Here is a 15,728-nt window from a genome sequence, read left to right on the forward strand (position 1 = left end):
TATCGCGCCTCACGGGCCACAGGTGCGCAGTGCAGGATCCCTCCATGCGCGTGCGGCCAAATAGGGTATACAATCGCCTGGATGCGCGTTCGCTACTTCGGGCATACCGACGTGGGCTTGAAGCGCTCGCACAACGAGGATGCCTTCCTCGCTGATCCCGAGCTTGGCCTGTTCGTCGTCTGTGACGGGGTTGGTGGTCGTGCCCGGGGCGAGATCGCCAGCCGCGAGGCCGTCGACTTCATCTGGGAGTGGTTCAAGCGCGAGGAGCCGACCCTCAACGAGCTGCGCGCCGAGCCCCAGACGCCCGAGAGCGTCGGCAAGCTGTGCCAGCTGATGCGCGGGGCGATCCAAAACGCGACCTACATGGTCCACTCGCTCGGCGAGCTCAACCCAGACCAGCGGGGCATGAGCACGACGGCGTCGGCGTTCTACGTGGCCGGCTCGCTCGGCATCGTGGGCCAGGTCGGCGACTCGCGGGTGTACCTGTCGCGCGACGATCGTGTCTCGCAGCTCACCGAAGACCACACGCTGGTCAACTATCAGCTCAAGCACGGGCTGATCACCCCCGAAGAGGCCAAGCGCTCCCGGATCCGCAACGTCATCACCCGCGCCGTCGGCCACAAGGACTACGTCGAGGTCGACACCCTGCCGATCCCGCTGTTCTCGCGTGACCGGATCTTGCTGTGCTCCGACGGGCTTCACGGGTACCTCAACGACAAGGCGCTCGGTCGCATCATGGCCAAAGACGTCCAAGAGGCGGTGCTCGAGTCGATCCGATTCGCCAACGAGCAGGGCGGCTCTGACAACATCACCTCGCTGCTGGTAGAATTCGTAGACTGATGGACAATTTCACCGCGCGCGCCAACGCCAAGACCACCCCGATCGTCGCCCTGACCCGGTCCGCCTACACCGGGTGGCTCAAGGCCCAACCCAAGGCCACCCAGGCGTGGCTCAAGTCGACGGGGTACAAGGCCAACGCCGGCAACGTCGCGCTGCTGCCGGGGCGCGATGGCTCGCTGATGCGCGTGGTCCTGGGGCTCGGCAAGCCAAGCCGTGACCCCAGCAAGGCCGAGCTGTGGTCGTTCGCGGCGCTGCCGGGCAAGCTGCCCAAGGGCCGCTACCAGCTCGAGGGTGATCTCGACCCGCAGGTCGCCCACGACGCCGCGCTCGGGTGGGCGCTCGGCTGCTATCGCTACGAGCGCTACCTGACCCGCAAGGACACCAGCAAGAACCTGCCAACCCTGGTCTGGCCGGCCCAGGTCGATCGCGCGGCCGTGACCCGCGAGCGCAACGCGACCTACCTGGGTCGGGATCTGGTCACCACCCCGGCCGCGGACCTCGGGCCCAAAGAGCTCGCCGATCAGGCCGAGGTCCTGGCCGAGACCCACGGTGCCACGTTCGAGACAATCGTGGGTCTGGAGCTGGTCACCGCCAACTACCCGGCGATCTATGCGGTCGGAAAGGGCGTGGGCGACACCAGCCCCCGCGCGCCGCGGCTGCTGGACCTGCGCTGGGGTGACGCGGACGCGCCCAAGCTCAGCCTGGTCGGCAAGGGCGTGGTGTTCGACAGCGGCGGGCTCGACCTCAAGAACGCGTCGGGCATGAAGTTCATGAAGAAGGACATGGGCGGCGCGGCCTCGGTCCTCGCGCTCGCGCAGATGGTCATGGACGCGCAGCTGCCCGTGCGCCTGCGAATGCTGATCCCCGCGGTCGAGAACGCGATCTCGGCCGAGGCGTTCCGCCCGCTCGACGTGCTCGAGACCCGCAAGGGCATCACCGTCGAGGTCGGCAACACCGACGCCGAGGGCCGCTTGATCCTGTGCGACGCGCTGGCCGAGGCCGACGCCGAGCAGCCGGATCTGCTGATCGACTTTGCGACCTTGACCGGCGCGGCCCGGGTCGCGCTCGGGACCGAGCTGCCCGCGCTGTTCTGCGACGACGACGAGCTCGCCGCGCAGATCCTCGCGGCCGGGGTCGACACCGTGGACCAGCTGTGGCGGATGCCGCTGTACGCCAGCTACCGGCGGCACCTCGACAGCCGCGTGGCCGACATCAACAACATCGCCAGCGTCGGCGAGGGCGGGGCGATCACGGCCGCGCTGTTCCTGCAGGAGTTCGTGTCGCGCAAGACCAAGTGGGTCCACATCGACACCATGGCCTACAACGCTCAGACGCGGCCGGGCCGGCCGGCGGGCGGTGAGATCATGGGCGTCCGCGCGATGTTCGAGATGCTGCGGCGCCGCTACGCGAGCGCCTGAGCCACGCAGCCCCGCGCCAGGGGTGAAAAAGCGTCGAGCGCACGGGCACCGTCAGATGCCCCTGCGCTCGCGGCCTCACAACCAAACCTAGAAGCAGGCGTCGTTGGGCCCACCGGGGGTGCCGAACTCGCCGCCGTCGAAGTCGTTGGTCGAGTAGCACCAGTTGTTCGGATCGTCGTTGGCGACGGCGTCGAGCGAGCCGCTGTGCAGCTGCCACGAGGCCCCGTTGCCAGCCGGCACAGCTTGGTACGGCGCGGTCGTGTCGAGGATCTCGAGGGTGTTGAGGATCCGGGCCAGATCGTCACCGCTGTTGTTGAACGACGGGTTCGAGCCCGTGAACGCGTCCGGCGCGTTGGCGTAGGACCAGTTCATGTCCGGCCCCTTGCCGAGCCACGCGTAGCCGCCGTCGATCAAGCCGACGGAGTCCATGACCTCGCCCTCGCTCATGTCGTTGAAGTTCTCGTCTTGAATGCGCAGGCCGAGCAGGTCGATGTCCTGGCCGCTGACGTTGTGAACCTCGATCCACTCGCAGGCCGGCTCGGACCCGCAGAAATTGGGGTTGTACATGATCTCGGTGATCACCAGATCACCCGGCAGCAGGTCGTCGACGCTCCCAAACGGCGAGGGTGGGGCCTCGATGTAGCCCTCGGCGTCAGCCACGAACCGCGGCGCGAGCTTGAACTCGCCGCCGCTGAAATTGAGGATGCCCTGGATCGCGGTGAACGAGGCCCCAACGCCAAACGCGGGGAAGTTCATGGGGTCAGCCATGATCGCGAACATGAAGTCGTCGATGATCGCGGTGGCGCCATCATCGATCTCGAACTCATCGTTTCCGAGCAGCGCGGTGACCGGGATGTCCATGCCCTCGATGCGGATGTAGACGCTCTCCCACGGCTCCTCGATGTCCGCGGCCGTGATCGCGTCGGGCAGCGGCAGGTCCATGAGCAGGCCGACCTCGGCCACGGTCCCGGCGCTCGCGTCGATCTGGGTGACGTCGTTGAACTCGCTGGTGGTCCCCTCGATGTCGACGAGATCGCCGATCTCGAGGCCCGAGATGTCGGGGCCCATGTCGCTGACGTAGACCCAGACGCCGCTGTACTCGCCGCCGGCCTCTTCTTGCGCGAAGAATCCGTTTTGCCGGACCGCCGTCACCCACACGCCGTCGACGTCGACTGGTGCGTCGGATGGGATCGTGCCGTCTTGGATCTCGTAGACCGTGTCGTCGAGGTTGGGATCGCCGTCGCCGTCCCCGTCTCCATCTCCGTCTCCGTCTCCGTCTCCATCGCCGTCCCCGTCCCCGTCCCCGTCGCCGTCGCCGTCGCCGTCTCCATCGCCGTCTCCATCGCCGTCCCCGTCCCCGTCCCCGTCTCCGTCTCCCGGGTCTCCGTCGCCGTCGCCGTCGCCGTCGCCGTCGCCGTCGCCGTCGCCGTCGCCGTCGCCGTCGCCGTCGCCGGTCGTGTCGGTTTCGGTGCCGCCGGTACTCGTCACGTCGTCGCCGTTACAGCCGGGGGCGATGATCAATCCCAAGGAGACCAGGAGCGTGCTCGCGTATGCGTACTTCATGGCCCGAAACCTAACCGCTGCGGGCCCCCACGAAAATCCTCCCGCGGTTACACTTGGGCCCCCACGCTCGTCACATGCCTGCAACGCCGACGACGATCCTCACGAACGCACGTAGGCTCGCCGAACGAGGCGCGGGCGCAACCACGCGCCACTTCAGCCGTCCAGCAGCGGTAATTATCGAGATCGCGCGCACGGGTCTGCTCGTCGGCGTGGCTGCGCTGCTCGGCTGCCGTGTCGTGCCTGCCGAGCCCGAGCGGCCAGCCCGAAGCTCGGCTCCTGCAGAGATCTCCTCACCCGCGTGCACCCTCTACGCAGGTACGTCGCGCGACATGAGCTTGCAGGGTTCACCCTCGACCGGGCAGGCGCGCTGCTGCGAGAGCGACTTTGGGCTGGACGCCGCGCTCCTCGCTCGCAGCTGCGGGTTTCGTGCGTACCTCGGCGAGTCCGAGGAGCTCGCGTGCGTGCATCGGTTCGAGGACGCGCATGGGCAGACCCGCGAGTTCAGGCTGACGCCGATCGTCGACCTCGGGTTCGAGGCCGCGATCGCGCTGCACGAGGGGGCCGCGCTCGAGGCTGGCCCCCACCCGGAGCTGCCCATGACGTGGATCTCGACCAGCGAGACCCACCGCTGGGCGCTGATCCCCGGCTGGTCGGCGACCCGTCGGTTGAGCTGGGAAAAGGCGACCTGCGACGTCGAACACATGCGCCCGGTGCTCGCCGCGATGGCTGCAGCGGCCCCCGTCCACGCCCCGATCACGCCGCTCCCCCGGCTCGAATTCGACGCGCCAAGCGACGCTGCGATCGAGCCGGACAGCCTCCTGGCCCGCTACGCCGCGATGTCGAGCGACGCCGCGATGCCCACGCACTACCCGCTGCCGCGCGCCGCCGCGGCGCTCGTCGATCACGTCTTGCTCGCCGCGGCCGCCAACGATCTCGCCGCGTTCACCGAGCGGCTCGGCCCCGGCGCCCGCTGGGGTCTCCCGGATCGCCGCCAGCTCTCGGGTCGCGCGATCCTCAGCGACGGCGGGACCGCGGCGATCCAGGCCCTGCGTCAGACCGCCCGCCGCCTGTCCGGTCAGCTGCAGCTGCACTGCCCAAAGATCGACCGCCGCATGGTCCCCGCCGTGCGCACTGGCGAAGCCTTGATGTGGTGCGTATGGGCCAGCGCCGACGGCCTGGATCTGCTGGTGTTCGCCCTGCGCGGACACACGGTCGACGGCCGAGCGGACGCCACGATCGAGTACCTCGGCGTGTTTCCGAGGCCGCCGTCTAGCCCGCTGCGGGTCCTCGGCGAACCACCTCCCCCACCCGCGCGGCCCCAGCCCACGCTCGTCTGCGGCGATCCGCACGCGGTCGACTACCCCGGTCAATGCCCGCCGACCGAGCTCGATGACGATGACGACGACGATGACGATGACGAGAGCGAGAGCGAGCCGGACGGCAGCGACAGCGACTACCGCAGGTGACGAGCTCGGACTCCGCGTCGCGCTAGCAACGGTCGACGAGCTCGGCCCCCGCCTCGACCAGGATCCCCTCCACCAGCTCGACATGCCCCGTGTCGGTGACCTCGATCGTCACCAACACCGCCCCAGACTCGAGCCCCTCCGCAGCCTCGACCAGCGCGGCCTTCGGTCGCCGAGTCCCCGCCATCATCCCTGCGAGCAGGCCCGACAAGGTCCCCGTCACGAGCCCCCCGGCTGCACCGATCCCGGGCGTCAGCCCCATGACGTCGAACCCGCTACTTGCGACCAGGCCGACGACGAGCCCGACCACGCCACCGACGACCATGGCGATCATGGTGTTGCGCCCGATCTCCGTGGCCGACTCGGGCAGGTCGTCGCCGCTCAGTGGCCCGCGCGCGTGGCTCTGGACCGCGAACGCCGGGTGCTCGGGCGCGTTGCGGGTCAGCTCCGTGATCGCGCGGTCGGCCGCGGCTTCCTGCGCGAACACGCCGTAGACGAGGGTCGCCATTGAGGGCCCTGGGACTACCCCTCTGGCTCGTAGCTGTCGAGCGGCGGGCAGGTGCAGACCAGGTTGCGGTCGCCGTAGGCGTTGTCGATGCGCCCGACCGCTGGCCAGAACTTGGCGGCCGCGACCCACGGCAGCGGGAACGCGGCCTGCTGACGCGTGTAGCTGCGATCCCACGCGTCCGCGCACACGACCGCGGCGGTATGCGGCGCGCGCTTGAGCGGGTTGTCGACCCGCGACTGCTGGCCGGACTCGATCGCGGCGATCTCTGCACGGATCGAGATCATCGCCTCGCAGAAGCGATCGAGTTCGGCCCGCGACTCGCTCTCGGTCGGCTCGATCATCAAGGTCCCCGCGACCGGGAACGACATCGTCGGCGCGTGAAAGCCGTAGTCCATGAGCCGCTTGGCGACGTCCTCGGGCTCGATCCCGGCCGACTGCTTGAACGGCCGCAGATCGAGGATGAACTCATGGGCCACGCGCCCGTTCTGCCCGGCGTACAGGAGCGGGTAGTGATCCCGCAGCCGCGCCGCCATGTAGTTGGCGTTCAAGATCGCGACCTTGGTGGCGTGGGCCAGGCCCGAGCCGCCCATCAGCGCGATGTAGACCCACGAGATCGACAAGATCAGCGGGCTGCCGTAGGGCGCGGCCGCGACCGCGCCAACCGCCCCCAGCGAGTCGGACGGCGCGAGCGGATGACTGGGCAAGAACGGGGCGAGGTGCAGCGCCACGCCGATCGGCCCCATGCCCGGACCGCCGCCGCCGTGCGGGATACAGAAGGTCTTGTGCAGGTTGAGGTGGCAGACGTCGGCCCCGTAGTCGCCGGGGCGGCACAGCCCAACTTGCGCGTTCATGTTGGCGCCGTCGAGGTACACCTGCCCGCCGTGGTCGTGGACGATCTGACAGATCTCGCGGATCCGGGCCTCGAACACGCCGTGCGTCGAGGGGTACGTGACCATCAGCGCGGCCAGCTCGTTGGCGTGCTTGTCTGCCTTGACCCGCAGATCATCGACGTCGACGTTGCCCCGCGCGTCGCACTTGACCACGACGACCTGCATGCCAGCCATGACCGCGCTGGCCGGGTTGGTGCCGTGCGCCGAGGTTGGGATCAGGCACACGCGACGGTGATTGTCCCCGCGCGAGCGGTGGTAGCCACGGATCGCCAGCAGCCCGGCGTACTCACCCTGAGAGCCGGCGTTGGGCTGCAAGGAGACCGCCGCGAACCCGGTGATGTCGCACAGCCACTGGGTGAGGCTGGTCAGCAGGCCCGCGTAGCCCTGGACGAATTGCGCGGGCGCGAACGGATGAATGTTGGCGAGCGTGGGCCACGTGACCGGGACCATCTCCGAGGTCGCGTTGAGCTTCATCGTGCACGAGCCCAGCGCGATCATCGAGCTGGTCAGTGACAGATCGCGGGCCTCGAGCCGCCGCACGTAGCGGAGCATCTCGTGCTCGGCGTGGTGAACGTGGAACACCGGGTGCTCGAGGAACGCGGAGCTGCGCGCGTGGACGCTGGGGAACTCGAGCTGATCGGCGACCGCGGCGGCCTTGGCTGCGAGATCGACGGTGCCGCCCTCGGCGGGCTTGCCCGCGAACACGGCCACGAGCCGCTCGATGTCGGCGAGGGTCGTGGTCTCGTCGAGGCTCACGCTCAGTCGGAATTGATCGACCCGGCGCAGATCCATGCCCTGGGCCATGGCCGCGTCGGCGAGGCTGGGCGCGTCTGGGAAGGGCGTGCCCGACTCTGGGACGGCGACCAGCAGGGTGTCGAACGCGTGCTCGTGGGGGCACTGATAACCGAGCGCCGACAGCTCCGCGCGCAACAGCAGCTGCAGCCCCCGCACGCGCCGGGCGATCCGGCGCAGACCCTCGGGCCCGTGCCAGACCGCGTACATGCTGGCCATGATCGCCAGCAGCACCTGCGCCGTGCAGATGTTGGACGTCGCCCGCTCGCGGCGAATGTGTTGCTCGCGGGTCTGCAGGGCCATACGGTAGGCCTGCTGACCGTCGGCGTCCTTGGACACGCCGATGATCCGGCCCGGCATCTGCCGGCGATGCTCCTCGCGGGTCGCCATGAACCCGGCGTGCGGACCACCAAAGCCCATCGGCACGCCAAACCGCTGCGCCGATCCAATTGCGATGTCGGCCCCAAATTCTCCCGGTGCTCGGAGCAGCGTCAGCGCGAGCAGATCCGTGGCGACCACCAACAGCGCGCCAGCGTCGTGGGCCCGGCTGGCCAGCGCGTCCCACTGATCGACGCTGCCCTCGGTGTCCGGGTACTGCACGAGCACGCCGAACACCTCGCTGTCGAGCTCGGCGGTCGCGGGATCGCCCACCCGCACGGTGATCCCAAACGGCTCGGCGCGGGTCTGAACCACCGCGAGCGTCTGCGGGTGCACCCGGTGACTGACGAAGAACACCGAGCGTTTTTGCTTGGCGATCGCGTAGGCCATGTTCATGGCCTCGGCCGCGGCCGTGGCCTCGTCGAGCAGCGACGCGTTGGCCAGCGGCAGCGCGGTCAGATCGCTGACCATGGTCTGAAAATTGAGCAGCGCCTCGAGCCGGCCCTGGGCGATCTCGGCCTGATACGGGGTGTAGGCCGTGTACCAGCCCGGGTTCTCGAGCACGTTGCGCTGGACCACGGGCGGGACGATGCAGCCGTAGTAGCCCAGGCCGATGTAGCTGCGGCGCAGCTGATTGCGCGACGCGAGCTGCCCGAGCCAGGTCAGCAGCTCGTGCTCGCCGAGCGGTCGATCGAGCCGGGGCTCGACGCCGCCGAGCACCAGCGGACCGTCCATCCGGATCGCCGCCGGGATCGTCTGGTCGATCAGCTCGTCGAGGCTCGCGGCCTCGCACACTTCGAGCATCGACTCGACGTCGCGTCGGCGCGGACCGACGTGGCGACGTACAAAAACATCAGAGGGGGCGAGGAAGCGGGGGGTACCTTCGGCCATCGATCGTTCCCGTGCCAGACAGTAAATGATCGTTGCTCGCGCGGACCACCCAGAGGCTGGTACCCGAGCCGCCACTCGCTGCCTGGACGTGTGTGCAAAGGCACTGGCTGCGTCCGTGTTTGTCGCCGAGTGTGTGTGCGATCGCCCGTTCGCGCCGGTAATCATCCGGGTCATGCGCTGGGAGCTCTTTAGTCAGATCACGCGCAAGCTCGTCGCCGTCCGCGAGTTCGAGCCACAGCGCGACGCGGCGCGCTACGCCGAGCAGCTGTTGTTGTCGCACCCCGATCTGTTCGCGCGGCTCGAAGGCGGAGCCGCGAGCGTCGCGGCGCGGATGGCCGCGCGGACCATCGCGACCGACCACCTGCGCGAGATCTGCGAGCTCCCCCACGCCGTCGCCGAGCTCCAGTCATCGATGGACAACTCGACCATGGGCGCGGGCGAGCGCCTGGTTCGGGTCGCGGCCCTCGCGTACCTGGTCTGCGAGAACGATCTGATCCGCGATGATCTCCCGGCCGGGTTTGGCCTGGTCGACGACTGTATCGTGCTGCGCGCGGCGAGGCTGGCGACCGCCAACGTGCTGGGCACTGATCACTTCACCGAAGATCTGACCACGGTGCACTACTTGAGCGTCGCGATCGACGACGCGCTGCTGCCCTCGATCGAGGCCGCGCTCGCGCTCGCGGCCGAGCTCGAGCTTCGCACCCGGCCGCTGCCCGACGCGATCGTCGAGCGGGCGATCTACGAGCTGATCGAGAACCCGCCGACAGACTACCCGCCGCCGCTGTTGCTGCCCGATTACACGCCCACCAGGGTGACCGACTCGCCGCTGCTGCTGAGCGCGGGACAGATCGTCGAGACGGACACCGGGCTGATCGTGATCGAGTTCCGCGACGGGACCCAGATCCGACGCAACCGCGACGCGACCCTCGAGTACCTCTGAGCTACAGCTACAGCTACAGCTCGCCGAGCGAGCGGTAGATGTCGGCGGCCGCTCGCGGCTTGGCGGCGCCGAGCATCTTCTCGCGCATGTCCGCGAGCTGCTCGGGCGCACCGAGCAACCCCGTCAGCTCGGCGACCAAGCGCGCGCCGTCGAGCTCGCGCTCGGCCACCATTCGCGCCGCGCCGACCTCGACGAGCGACCTCGCGTTGTGGGTCTGGTGGTCGTCGGTGGCGTGGGGAAACGGCACCAGCAAGGCCGGACAGCCGACCGCCGCCAGCTCCGACAGCGAGGTCGCGCCCGCGCGGCACAACACCAGATCACACCACGCGTAGGGCTCGCTCATGTCCTTGATGAACGCGACCACGTTGGCCCGCGGCGTGCTCAGACCCGCGCTCGCGTAGCCCGCTCGCACGCGCTCGAGCTCGCTGGTGCCGGTCTGGTGCCAGATCTCGAGGCCGGGCAGCGCCGTGGCCAGCGCGGCCGCCGACTCGATCATCGCGGTGTTGAGCGCCTGCGCGCCCTGGCTGCCGCCGAACACGAACAGTCGCGGAGGCCGCTCGCCCATCGCCTGGCCCGTCGCCGGAGCGGTGGCCCGCGCCTGCTCGAGTCGCTCGATCAGCGCGGCGCGGATCGGGTTGCCAGCCCGGACCAACTTGTGGGCCGGGAAGTGGCCGGTCGGATCGGGGAAGCTCGTGAACACCCGGCGCACGAGCTTGCCCAATATCCGGTTGGTGATCCCGGGGACCGAATTCTGCTCGAGGATCGCCGTGGGTCGGCGCATCATCCACGCTGTCGCGACGAGCGGTCCGCTGGCGTAGCCGCCGACGCCCACGACCACGTCTGGGTTGAACGCGCGGATCAGCCGGCGGCTGCTCAACCACGCCTTGGGTAGGCGCAGCAAGCCAGAGATCAAGCCCCGGAGGCCGCGACCCTTGATGCCGCTGACCTCGATCAGATCCAGCCCGTAGCCGAGCTCCGGGACGACCCTCGCCTCGATCCCGCGCTCGGTGCCCACGAACCGAACCTCGCCGCCGCTGGCCATCACCTGCTCGGCCAGCGCGATCCCGGGGAACAGGTGTCCGCCCGTGCCGCCCCCCGCGATCATCACGCGTAGGGCACGAGTGCGTGCAGGAACAGAGGAGGTCAGCTCGTGGCTCATCGCGAGCGTGGACATGGCCATCCTATACCGGACGGGTCGAGCGTGGCCCAAGTTTTCGTCACGCGCGCCCGCCCTGGGAAGGCTCCGCGAGCGCAGGGCCGTGCAGCTCGGTGAGAGCTCGACGCAGGCCGGTCGCGTCGCCAGCGGCGATCGTGTGGACACCGAGGATCTCCGGCAGGCCGCACGCGCTCGAGGCGATCACCGGTACCCCCGCCGCGACCGCCTGCAGCAGCGCGCGGGGCTGATGCTCGATCCAGGCGGGGAGCACGACCGCGTCGAGCGTGGCGAGCTCCGGGCTCCCGCGCTGCACGGTCACGCCGACGCACGACGACCAAAACCGGGCCCCCTCGAGCTCCCGTCCGGCGATCCACAGCTCGACGCGACCGAGCCCCGGCTCCGACAGCGCGTCACGCAGCTCCCACACGCCCTTGCGAGCCACGCTGCTAGTTGGCAGCCACAGCCGCAGCGGACCGGGCACGCGGACGCGAGCGCGGCCACCCCGAACGCCAGACCCGAGCTCCCAGTCGAGCACGGTTGTCTTGCCCGGGTAGCAATTCGCGACGCCCACGTGTGGTGTGATCAGCTCGATCGCGTCATCGAGCGCCCGCGACTCGGCCTCGGCCAGCCACGGATCCGCCCGAAAGTCCGCGAGCGTGGGGCTGTCGGGGTTGCGCGCGTGGGCCTCGTCGAGCTGGGCCTGCAGCTCGAGCAACGGCAGCCGCTGCATCAACACGCTGACCCGTCGGCCCCCGAGCACGCCCAGCCGCCACAGGTGCCCGAGCAGGTTCTGCGCCACGACCAGCTCGGTGTCCTCGAGCTCGAGCCGCGCCGCCATCGCCGTGGCCAGCCGCCGATCATCCTCGAGCAGCGCGCGCTGGCGACCCGGGCCCTGGCTGGCCAACCGGCGCGAACGCAGCGAGCGAGCCACGGTCTGAACCGGGAACTGAACGCGCTCACCGACCCGCGGCCAGGCGTAGCGCCGCTGACCGAGCAGCTCGCCGTCGATCGGCTGCAGCACGCGATCGTGCGGGCGCGCGTGGGCCCGCACGTGGCGGACGTACTCCGGCCACGCCGCGTCCACGAGCCAGCTTCGCCGCCCCCGGATCGGCGTGGCGGTTGGCGTGGCCGGACCCGGGCGGGCGTTGTCGCATGGTCGATCACACGACATGCAGCTCGGGCCGGCGTCGCCGGCCCACCGCCCGCTCACCCGCAGACTCGAGGGCTCACGCTCGAGATCGCGTCGCTCGTGCAGCACGCGGACAGGGTTGCGGCGGCGCTCGGTTCGGACCCCGACGATCAGCGCCTGCGCATCGAGCCGGACCTCGAGCCGCCACGGCTGCCCCGCGACGAAGCGCAGGTCCACGTAGTTCCAGGCCACCGTCGCGTCTTCCCCCAACGCCGCCCGCGAGCCCGGCGGTCGTCGACTGTGAGGGTGGCGCTCGAGCAACTCGAATCCGGCCCGCCGCGCCGCGCCGTACAGCCCGTTGGACAGCAGACACAGCCCCCCGCCGATGCCTGGGACCACGCAGCCCTCGCGCAGCTCTCGGCCGGCGACGTAGCCCCGCGCGCGCACGGGCGGCCCGACCTGGGCCCAGAACGAGAACACCTGGTGGGCCTCGAACTCGAGCCCGTCGAGCGCCCGCGCGGCCACCCGCAAGTTCTCGACTTTCCCCAGCTCGAGCGGCCACTCGCGCGGATCCGCGTCGGGTCCCGTGGTCCACAGCGAGCTGCGATCTTCGACCGCGAGCGGCAGATCCACGAGCAGCCGACCCGACCGGGCCGGGGTCAGGGGATCGCGACGATCATCGACCCAACGCAGCAGCCGGTGGACCTGAACCTTGGCCTGGTGAACGGCCACCTCGATCGGCTCGAGCTTTTCCATATGGATGATCAGGTGACCGGGTCGGGCCGGTCTCAGGACGCAGACGCAAGACAATACATTCCGGCCAGGCGGTTATCAGCTCGCAGCTCACGTGAATTACTCAGTAATTTCACGCATGACCCAAACCCCGCGGCGGGCATTGGCGCGCTCGCGGACCGCGGCTACCCTCGCGCACCATGCCAGTGTCCCCTGAGACCGAGTGGGTCCTGATCGCCTCCGGCCTGATCGCTCACGCCGACGACGAGCTCGACGGCAACGAGGTCGAGCGCCTCATGGCGATCATCGACGAGCAGATCCCCGAGGAGGACTACTCCGACTGGCTCTCGCTGATCGGCGACAAGGCCAGGCTCGAGGCCCACTACGCCGCCCTCCCCGATCCCCCCGAGGCCCAGCACCGCGTCGTGCTCGAGCAAGCCTGGACCATGGCCATGGTCGACGGTGATCGCAGCGCCGCCGAGCTGGTCGTCCTCGCCCGGATCGCCGAGCGCTTCGGCGTCGAGCCCATGCAGCTCGAGTTTTGGCGCGCCGCCTGGACCGAGGCCGAGCAAGAGCTCGCGATCCGAGTCGCCGAGCTCGCCGTCGTCTGTCTGTCCAACGACGACTCGCTCGACGAAGACGACCACTCCCCCTTCCTCGATCTCATCGAGCGGCTCCCCACCAGCCACGACGAGCGCGAGCGACTCGGCGCCCTCGCCACCCAGCCCCCCGTCGACAGCGCCGAGCTCGCCCGCGCCCTCGCAGCCATGCCCCGCGCCCGCCGCCTCCAGGCCTTCACGCTGGTCGCCCCCCTCATCCAAGCCGACGCCGCCCGCGCCCGCTACATCGACATCGCCAAGACCGCCGGCCTCCGAGACATCGCCATCTAGCTCCCCCCCCATCTGGGGAGCCCCAAAAAAATCGGCGACACATCACCAACCGCCAGCACCACAGCGCGCGCAGATCGACAAAGACCACGTCACCGACCGCAAACAAGGCGTGAGAGCCCCCTTGGGCAACCGCCAGCACCCCAGCGCGCGCAGATCGACAACCACCACGTCACCGACCGCCAGCAACGCGTTAGAGCCCCCTTGGGGGGCCACACATACCACCGCGCACAAATTAACCAGCCCATCGAGGGAGCGCCAGCGACCGACCGGACGCGAAGCGGACGTGCATGGCAAAGTGCAGGATGCCCGTGGGGGGCAAAAACAGTACCTTCGCCCGCATGTCGAAGCGAAGTCTGACCATCTCCACCACGCTGAGCCTCGGGCTCGCCCTGACGCTGTTCGCCTGTGACAAGACCAAGGACGAGTCCGTCAACGCCGACGACACCACGCCGGCCAAGCAGACCGAGGCCGAGACCAGCGACAAGCCTGCGTTCGCCGATCTCGACAGCGTGCTCGCGGGCGCCCATCGGGGCGACAACGCGGCCCGCGACAGCCAACGCCACCCGAAGGAGACCCTCGAGTTCTTCGGCGTCGAGCCAAGCATGACCGTGGTCGAGCTGTCGGCGGGCGGCGGCTGGTACACGGAGATCCTCGGCCCCTACCTGCGCGACCAGGGCAAGCTGATCGTCACCCACTGGCCGACCACCCACGAGCGCTACGGCAGCTCGGCCCAGAAGTTCGCGGACAAGGTCAACTCGGCCCCCGAGATCTATGGCGACGTCACGATCGCGATCGCGCCGCTCTCGGCTGACGATGCCTTCGAGCCGGCGCCCGAGGGCAGCGTCGATGTCGTGCTGACCTTCCGCAACAGCCACGGCTGGTACAACAACGGCCAGACCCAGCAGATCTACGGTGCCGCGTTCAAGGCGCTCAAGCCCGGTGGAATCTTCGGCGTGGTTCAGCACCGTGCGGCCGAGGGCGCCGACCCCGAGCAGACGTCCAAGCAGGGCTACCTGCCCGAGTCGGTGGTCATCGCAACCGCGCAAGAGGCCGGCTTCGAGCTGGTCGAGAAGTCCGAGATCAACGCCAACCCCAAGGACACCAAGGATCACCCGAGCGGCGTGTGGACCCTGCCGCCCAGCCTCTCGGGCCCGGAGAAGGGCGTCGAGCAGTCCGAGGAAGAGCTGGCCAAGCACAACGCGATCGGCGAGTCCGACCGCATGACGCTCAAATTCAAGAAGCCTGGCTGAACTCAGTCGTGGCGCGGCATCTCGGCTTCGATCTCGAGCGCCCGCTCGGGATCGAGGCCCAGCACGTCACGCACGCGATCGAGAAACTCACGCTCGGCGTCGGGGACGTGGCCGTCGATCAGCGCGATGCGAACCGCCGCCTGGTAGGTCGCCAGTCGCTGGTTCTCGCTGAGTCCCTCGATGTCGATCTCGCCCAGCTCGACCGGCGCGGTCAGCCATGTCCGCGCCGTCTCGCGCTCGCTCGGATCGAGCTCGGCGGCGGCGATCAAGCGCTCGATCGCCTCGGCTTCGTCACCAGCGAACTCACCGTCGGCCCAGCCGACGGCCGCCAACAGGCGGAGCATGAACATGACCTGCGGGTGGGGCACGCGGCGATGATCCCGGTCGGGGCTGTCGCTGGCAAGCGCCGCTCACCGCTCAACGGGGTGCGCGCGGCAGCATCAAGACGATCGGAGCGGCTCGGTCGACGGCTTCGTCCTCGACCGGTCGGGCCGTGAGCGGCGCGCTGTCGGGCTCGGTCCGGACCGCGATCACGTAGGCCAACGCGCGACGCCGTCCAAGCGCGACCGCGAACTCCCCCTGCGGGCCCGTCTGCGCCTGCGAGATCATGGGCGGGAGCGCCTCGAGCCTGAACGCGTGATCGTCGAGCGGGTGAATCGTCACCCACACACCTTCGATCCCGGCCCCGGGCAGACCACCGAGCTCTTCGCTGACCACGCGACCGCGGACCAGCGAGGCGTCGGGTGATCGCTCACGTCCGCAGCTGATCCCCGAGGTCGCGGAGTGGGCGTCGCCGCCGATGAAGGGCGTGTCGATGCACCCGCTCGGGCGGGCCGCCGTCTCCTGCGGCCCGCGCAGAAACGCGCGAGACCCGCCACCCCCCGAACA

General features: G+C 69.5%; 13 protein-coding genes. 6 read left to right on the forward strand and 7 right to left on the reverse strand.

The genetic code is table 11. From position 1 onward, the window contains the following. The first annotated feature begins 81 nt into the window (after positions 1-81). Entirely contained in the window at positions 82-840 is a 759-nt protein-coding gene (locus tag ENSA7_RS12110) for a PP2C family protein-serine/threonine phosphatase (protein ID WP_106089416.1), read from the forward strand. Further along, positions 840-2,258 carry a leucyl aminopeptidase family protein gene (locus tag ENSA7_RS12115; RefSeq protein ID WP_106089417.1) on the forward strand — a complete coding sequence of 473 codons (1,419 nt, stop codon included), beginning with the start codon at positions 840-842 and terminating at the stop codon, positions 2,256-2,258. The genes ENSA7_RS12110 and ENSA7_RS12115 overlap by 1 nt, the downstream gene beginning before the upstream one ends. 87 nt (positions 2,259-2,345) lie before the next feature. Here the strand turns inward: ENSA7_RS12115 and ENSA7_RS12120 are convergent, their stop codons facing one another. Next, entirely contained in the window at positions 2,346-3,821 is a 1,476-nt protein-coding gene (locus ENSA7_RS12120; RefSeq protein ID WP_106089418.1) for a lamin tail domain-containing protein, read from the reverse strand. 74 nt (positions 3,822-3,895) lie between these two features. On the opposite strand from ENSA7_RS12120, the gene ENSA7_RS12125 reads away from it, so the two are divergent. After that, a complete protein-coding gene (locus ENSA7_RS12125; protein WP_146157610.1) occupies positions 3,896-5,287 on the forward strand; it encodes a hypothetical protein in 1,392 nt (463 codons plus the stop codon). 22 nt (positions 5,288-5,309) lie between these two features. Here ENSA7_RS12125 and ENSA7_RS12130 read toward each other — a convergent pair whose 3' ends face one another. Both ENSA7_RS12130 and gcvP read right to left on the reverse strand, forming a co-directional pair. Beyond that, a complete protein-coding gene (locus tag ENSA7_RS12130; protein WP_106089420.1) occupies positions 5,310-5,792 on the reverse strand; it encodes a hypothetical protein in 483 nt (160 codons plus the stop codon). 14 nt (positions 5,793-5,806) lie between these two features. Then, on the reverse strand, positions 5,807-8,743 hold the full coding sequence (gene gcvP / locus ENSA7_RS12135; RefSeq protein WP_106089421.1) for an aminomethyl-transferring glycine dehydrogenase: 2,937 nt from the start codon (positions 8,741-8,743) through the stop codon (positions 5,807-5,809). 172 nt (positions 8,744-8,915) lie between these two features. Between gcvP and ENSA7_RS42225 the strand changes: the two genes are divergently transcribed. Further along, positions 8,916-9,683: a DUF1232 domain-containing protein gene (locus ENSA7_RS42225; RefSeq protein ID WP_146157611.1), complete on the forward strand. Its 768-nt coding sequence runs from the start codon at positions 8,916-8,918 to the stop codon at positions 9,681-9,683. Between the two features lie 13 nt (positions 9,684-9,696). On the opposite strand, the gene murG is transcribed toward ENSA7_RS42225, so the two are convergent. After that, entirely contained in the window at positions 9,697-10,857 is a 1,161-nt protein-coding gene (gene murG, locus ENSA7_RS12145) for an undecaprenyldiphospho-muramoylpentapeptide beta-N-acetylglucosaminyltransferase (RefSeq protein WP_181233669.1), read from the reverse strand. A 43-nt stretch (positions 10,858-10,900) separates the two neighbouring features. Further along, positions 10,901-12,724, reverse strand: a complete 1,824-nt coding sequence (locus ENSA7_RS12150) for a VanW family protein (RefSeq protein WP_106089423.1) — start codon at positions 12,722-12,724, stop codon at positions 10,901-10,903. 176 nt (positions 12,725-12,900) lie between these two features. Here ENSA7_RS12150 and ENSA7_RS12155 point away from each other — a divergent pair, with 176 nt between their 5' ends. Together ENSA7_RS12155 and ENSA7_RS12160 are read left to right on the forward strand one after the other, a co-directional pair. After that, entirely contained in the window at positions 12,901-13,590 is a 690-nt protein-coding gene (locus ENSA7_RS12155) for a tellurite resistance TerB family protein (protein ID WP_106089424.1), read from the forward strand. 338 nt (positions 13,591-13,928) lie between these two features. Continuing rightward, positions 13,929-14,840 (forward strand): class I SAM-dependent methyltransferase, encoded by a 912-nt coding sequence (locus tag ENSA7_RS12160; RefSeq protein ID WP_106089425.1) that lies wholly within the window; start codon positions 13,929-13,931, stop codon positions 14,838-14,840. Between the two features lie 2 nt (positions 14,841-14,842). Here the strand turns inward: ENSA7_RS12160 and ENSA7_RS12165 are convergent, their stop codons facing one another. Further along, complete coding sequence (locus ENSA7_RS12165) at positions 14,843-15,208, reverse strand: DUF533 domain-containing protein (RefSeq protein WP_106089426.1); 366 nt, start codon at positions 15,206-15,208, stop codon at positions 14,843-14,845. Between the two features lie 49 nt (positions 15,209-15,257). After that, on the reverse strand, positions 15,258-15,728 hold a 471-nt coding region (locus tag ENSA7_RS43550), incomplete at its 5' end, for a hypothetical protein (protein ID WP_181233670.1).

The sequence above is a fragment of the Enhygromyxa salina genome (assembly GCF_002994635.1).
GTDB lineage: Bacteria > Myxococcota_A > Polyangia > Nannocystales > Nannocystaceae > Plesiocystis > Plesiocystis salina_B.

Excerpts from the sequence above, each read along its gene's own strand:
- ENSA7_RS12150 (WP_106089423.1), bottom strand. The coding sequence starts at position 12,724 with ATGGAAAAGCTCGAGCCGATCGAGGTGGCCGTTCACCAGGCCAAGGTT.
- ENSA7_RS12120 (WP_106089418.1), bottom strand. The coding sequence starts at position 3,821 with ATGAAGTACGCATACGCGAGCACGCTCCTGGTCTCCTTGGGATTGATC.
- gcvP (WP_106089421.1), bottom strand. The coding sequence starts at position 8,743 with ATGGCCGAAGGTACCCCCCGCTTCCTCGCCCCCTCTGATGTTTTTGTA.
- murG (WP_181233669.1), bottom strand. The coding sequence starts at position 10,857 with ATGTCCACGCTCGCGATGAGCCACGAGCTGACCTCCTCTGTTCCTGCA.
- ENSA7_RS12115 (WP_106089417.1), top strand. The coding sequence starts at position 840 with ATGGACAATTTCACCGCGCGCGCCAACGCCAAGACCACCCCGATCGTC.
- ENSA7_RS12110 (WP_106089416.1), top strand. The coding sequence starts at position 82 with ATGCGCGTTCGCTACTTCGGGCATACCGACGTGGGCTTGAAGCGCTCG.
- ENSA7_RS42225 (WP_146157611.1), top strand. The coding sequence starts at position 8,916 with ATGCGCTGGGAGCTCTTTAGTCAGATCACGCGCAAGCTCGTCGCCGTC.
- ENSA7_RS12160 (WP_106089425.1), top strand. The coding sequence starts at position 13,929 with ATGTCGAAGCGAAGTCTGACCATCTCCACCACGCTGAGCCTCGGGCTC.
- ENSA7_RS12125 (WP_146157610.1), top strand. The coding sequence starts at position 3,896 with ATGCCTGCAACGCCGACGACGATCCTCACGAACGCACGTAGGCTCGCC.
- ENSA7_RS12155 (WP_106089424.1), top strand. The coding sequence starts at position 12,901 with ATGCCAGTGTCCCCTGAGACCGAGTGGGTCCTGATCGCCTCCGGCCTG.
- ENSA7_RS12130 (WP_106089420.1), bottom strand. The coding sequence starts at position 5,792 with ATGGCGACCCTCGTCTACGGCGTGTTCGCGCAGGAAGCCGCGGCCGAC.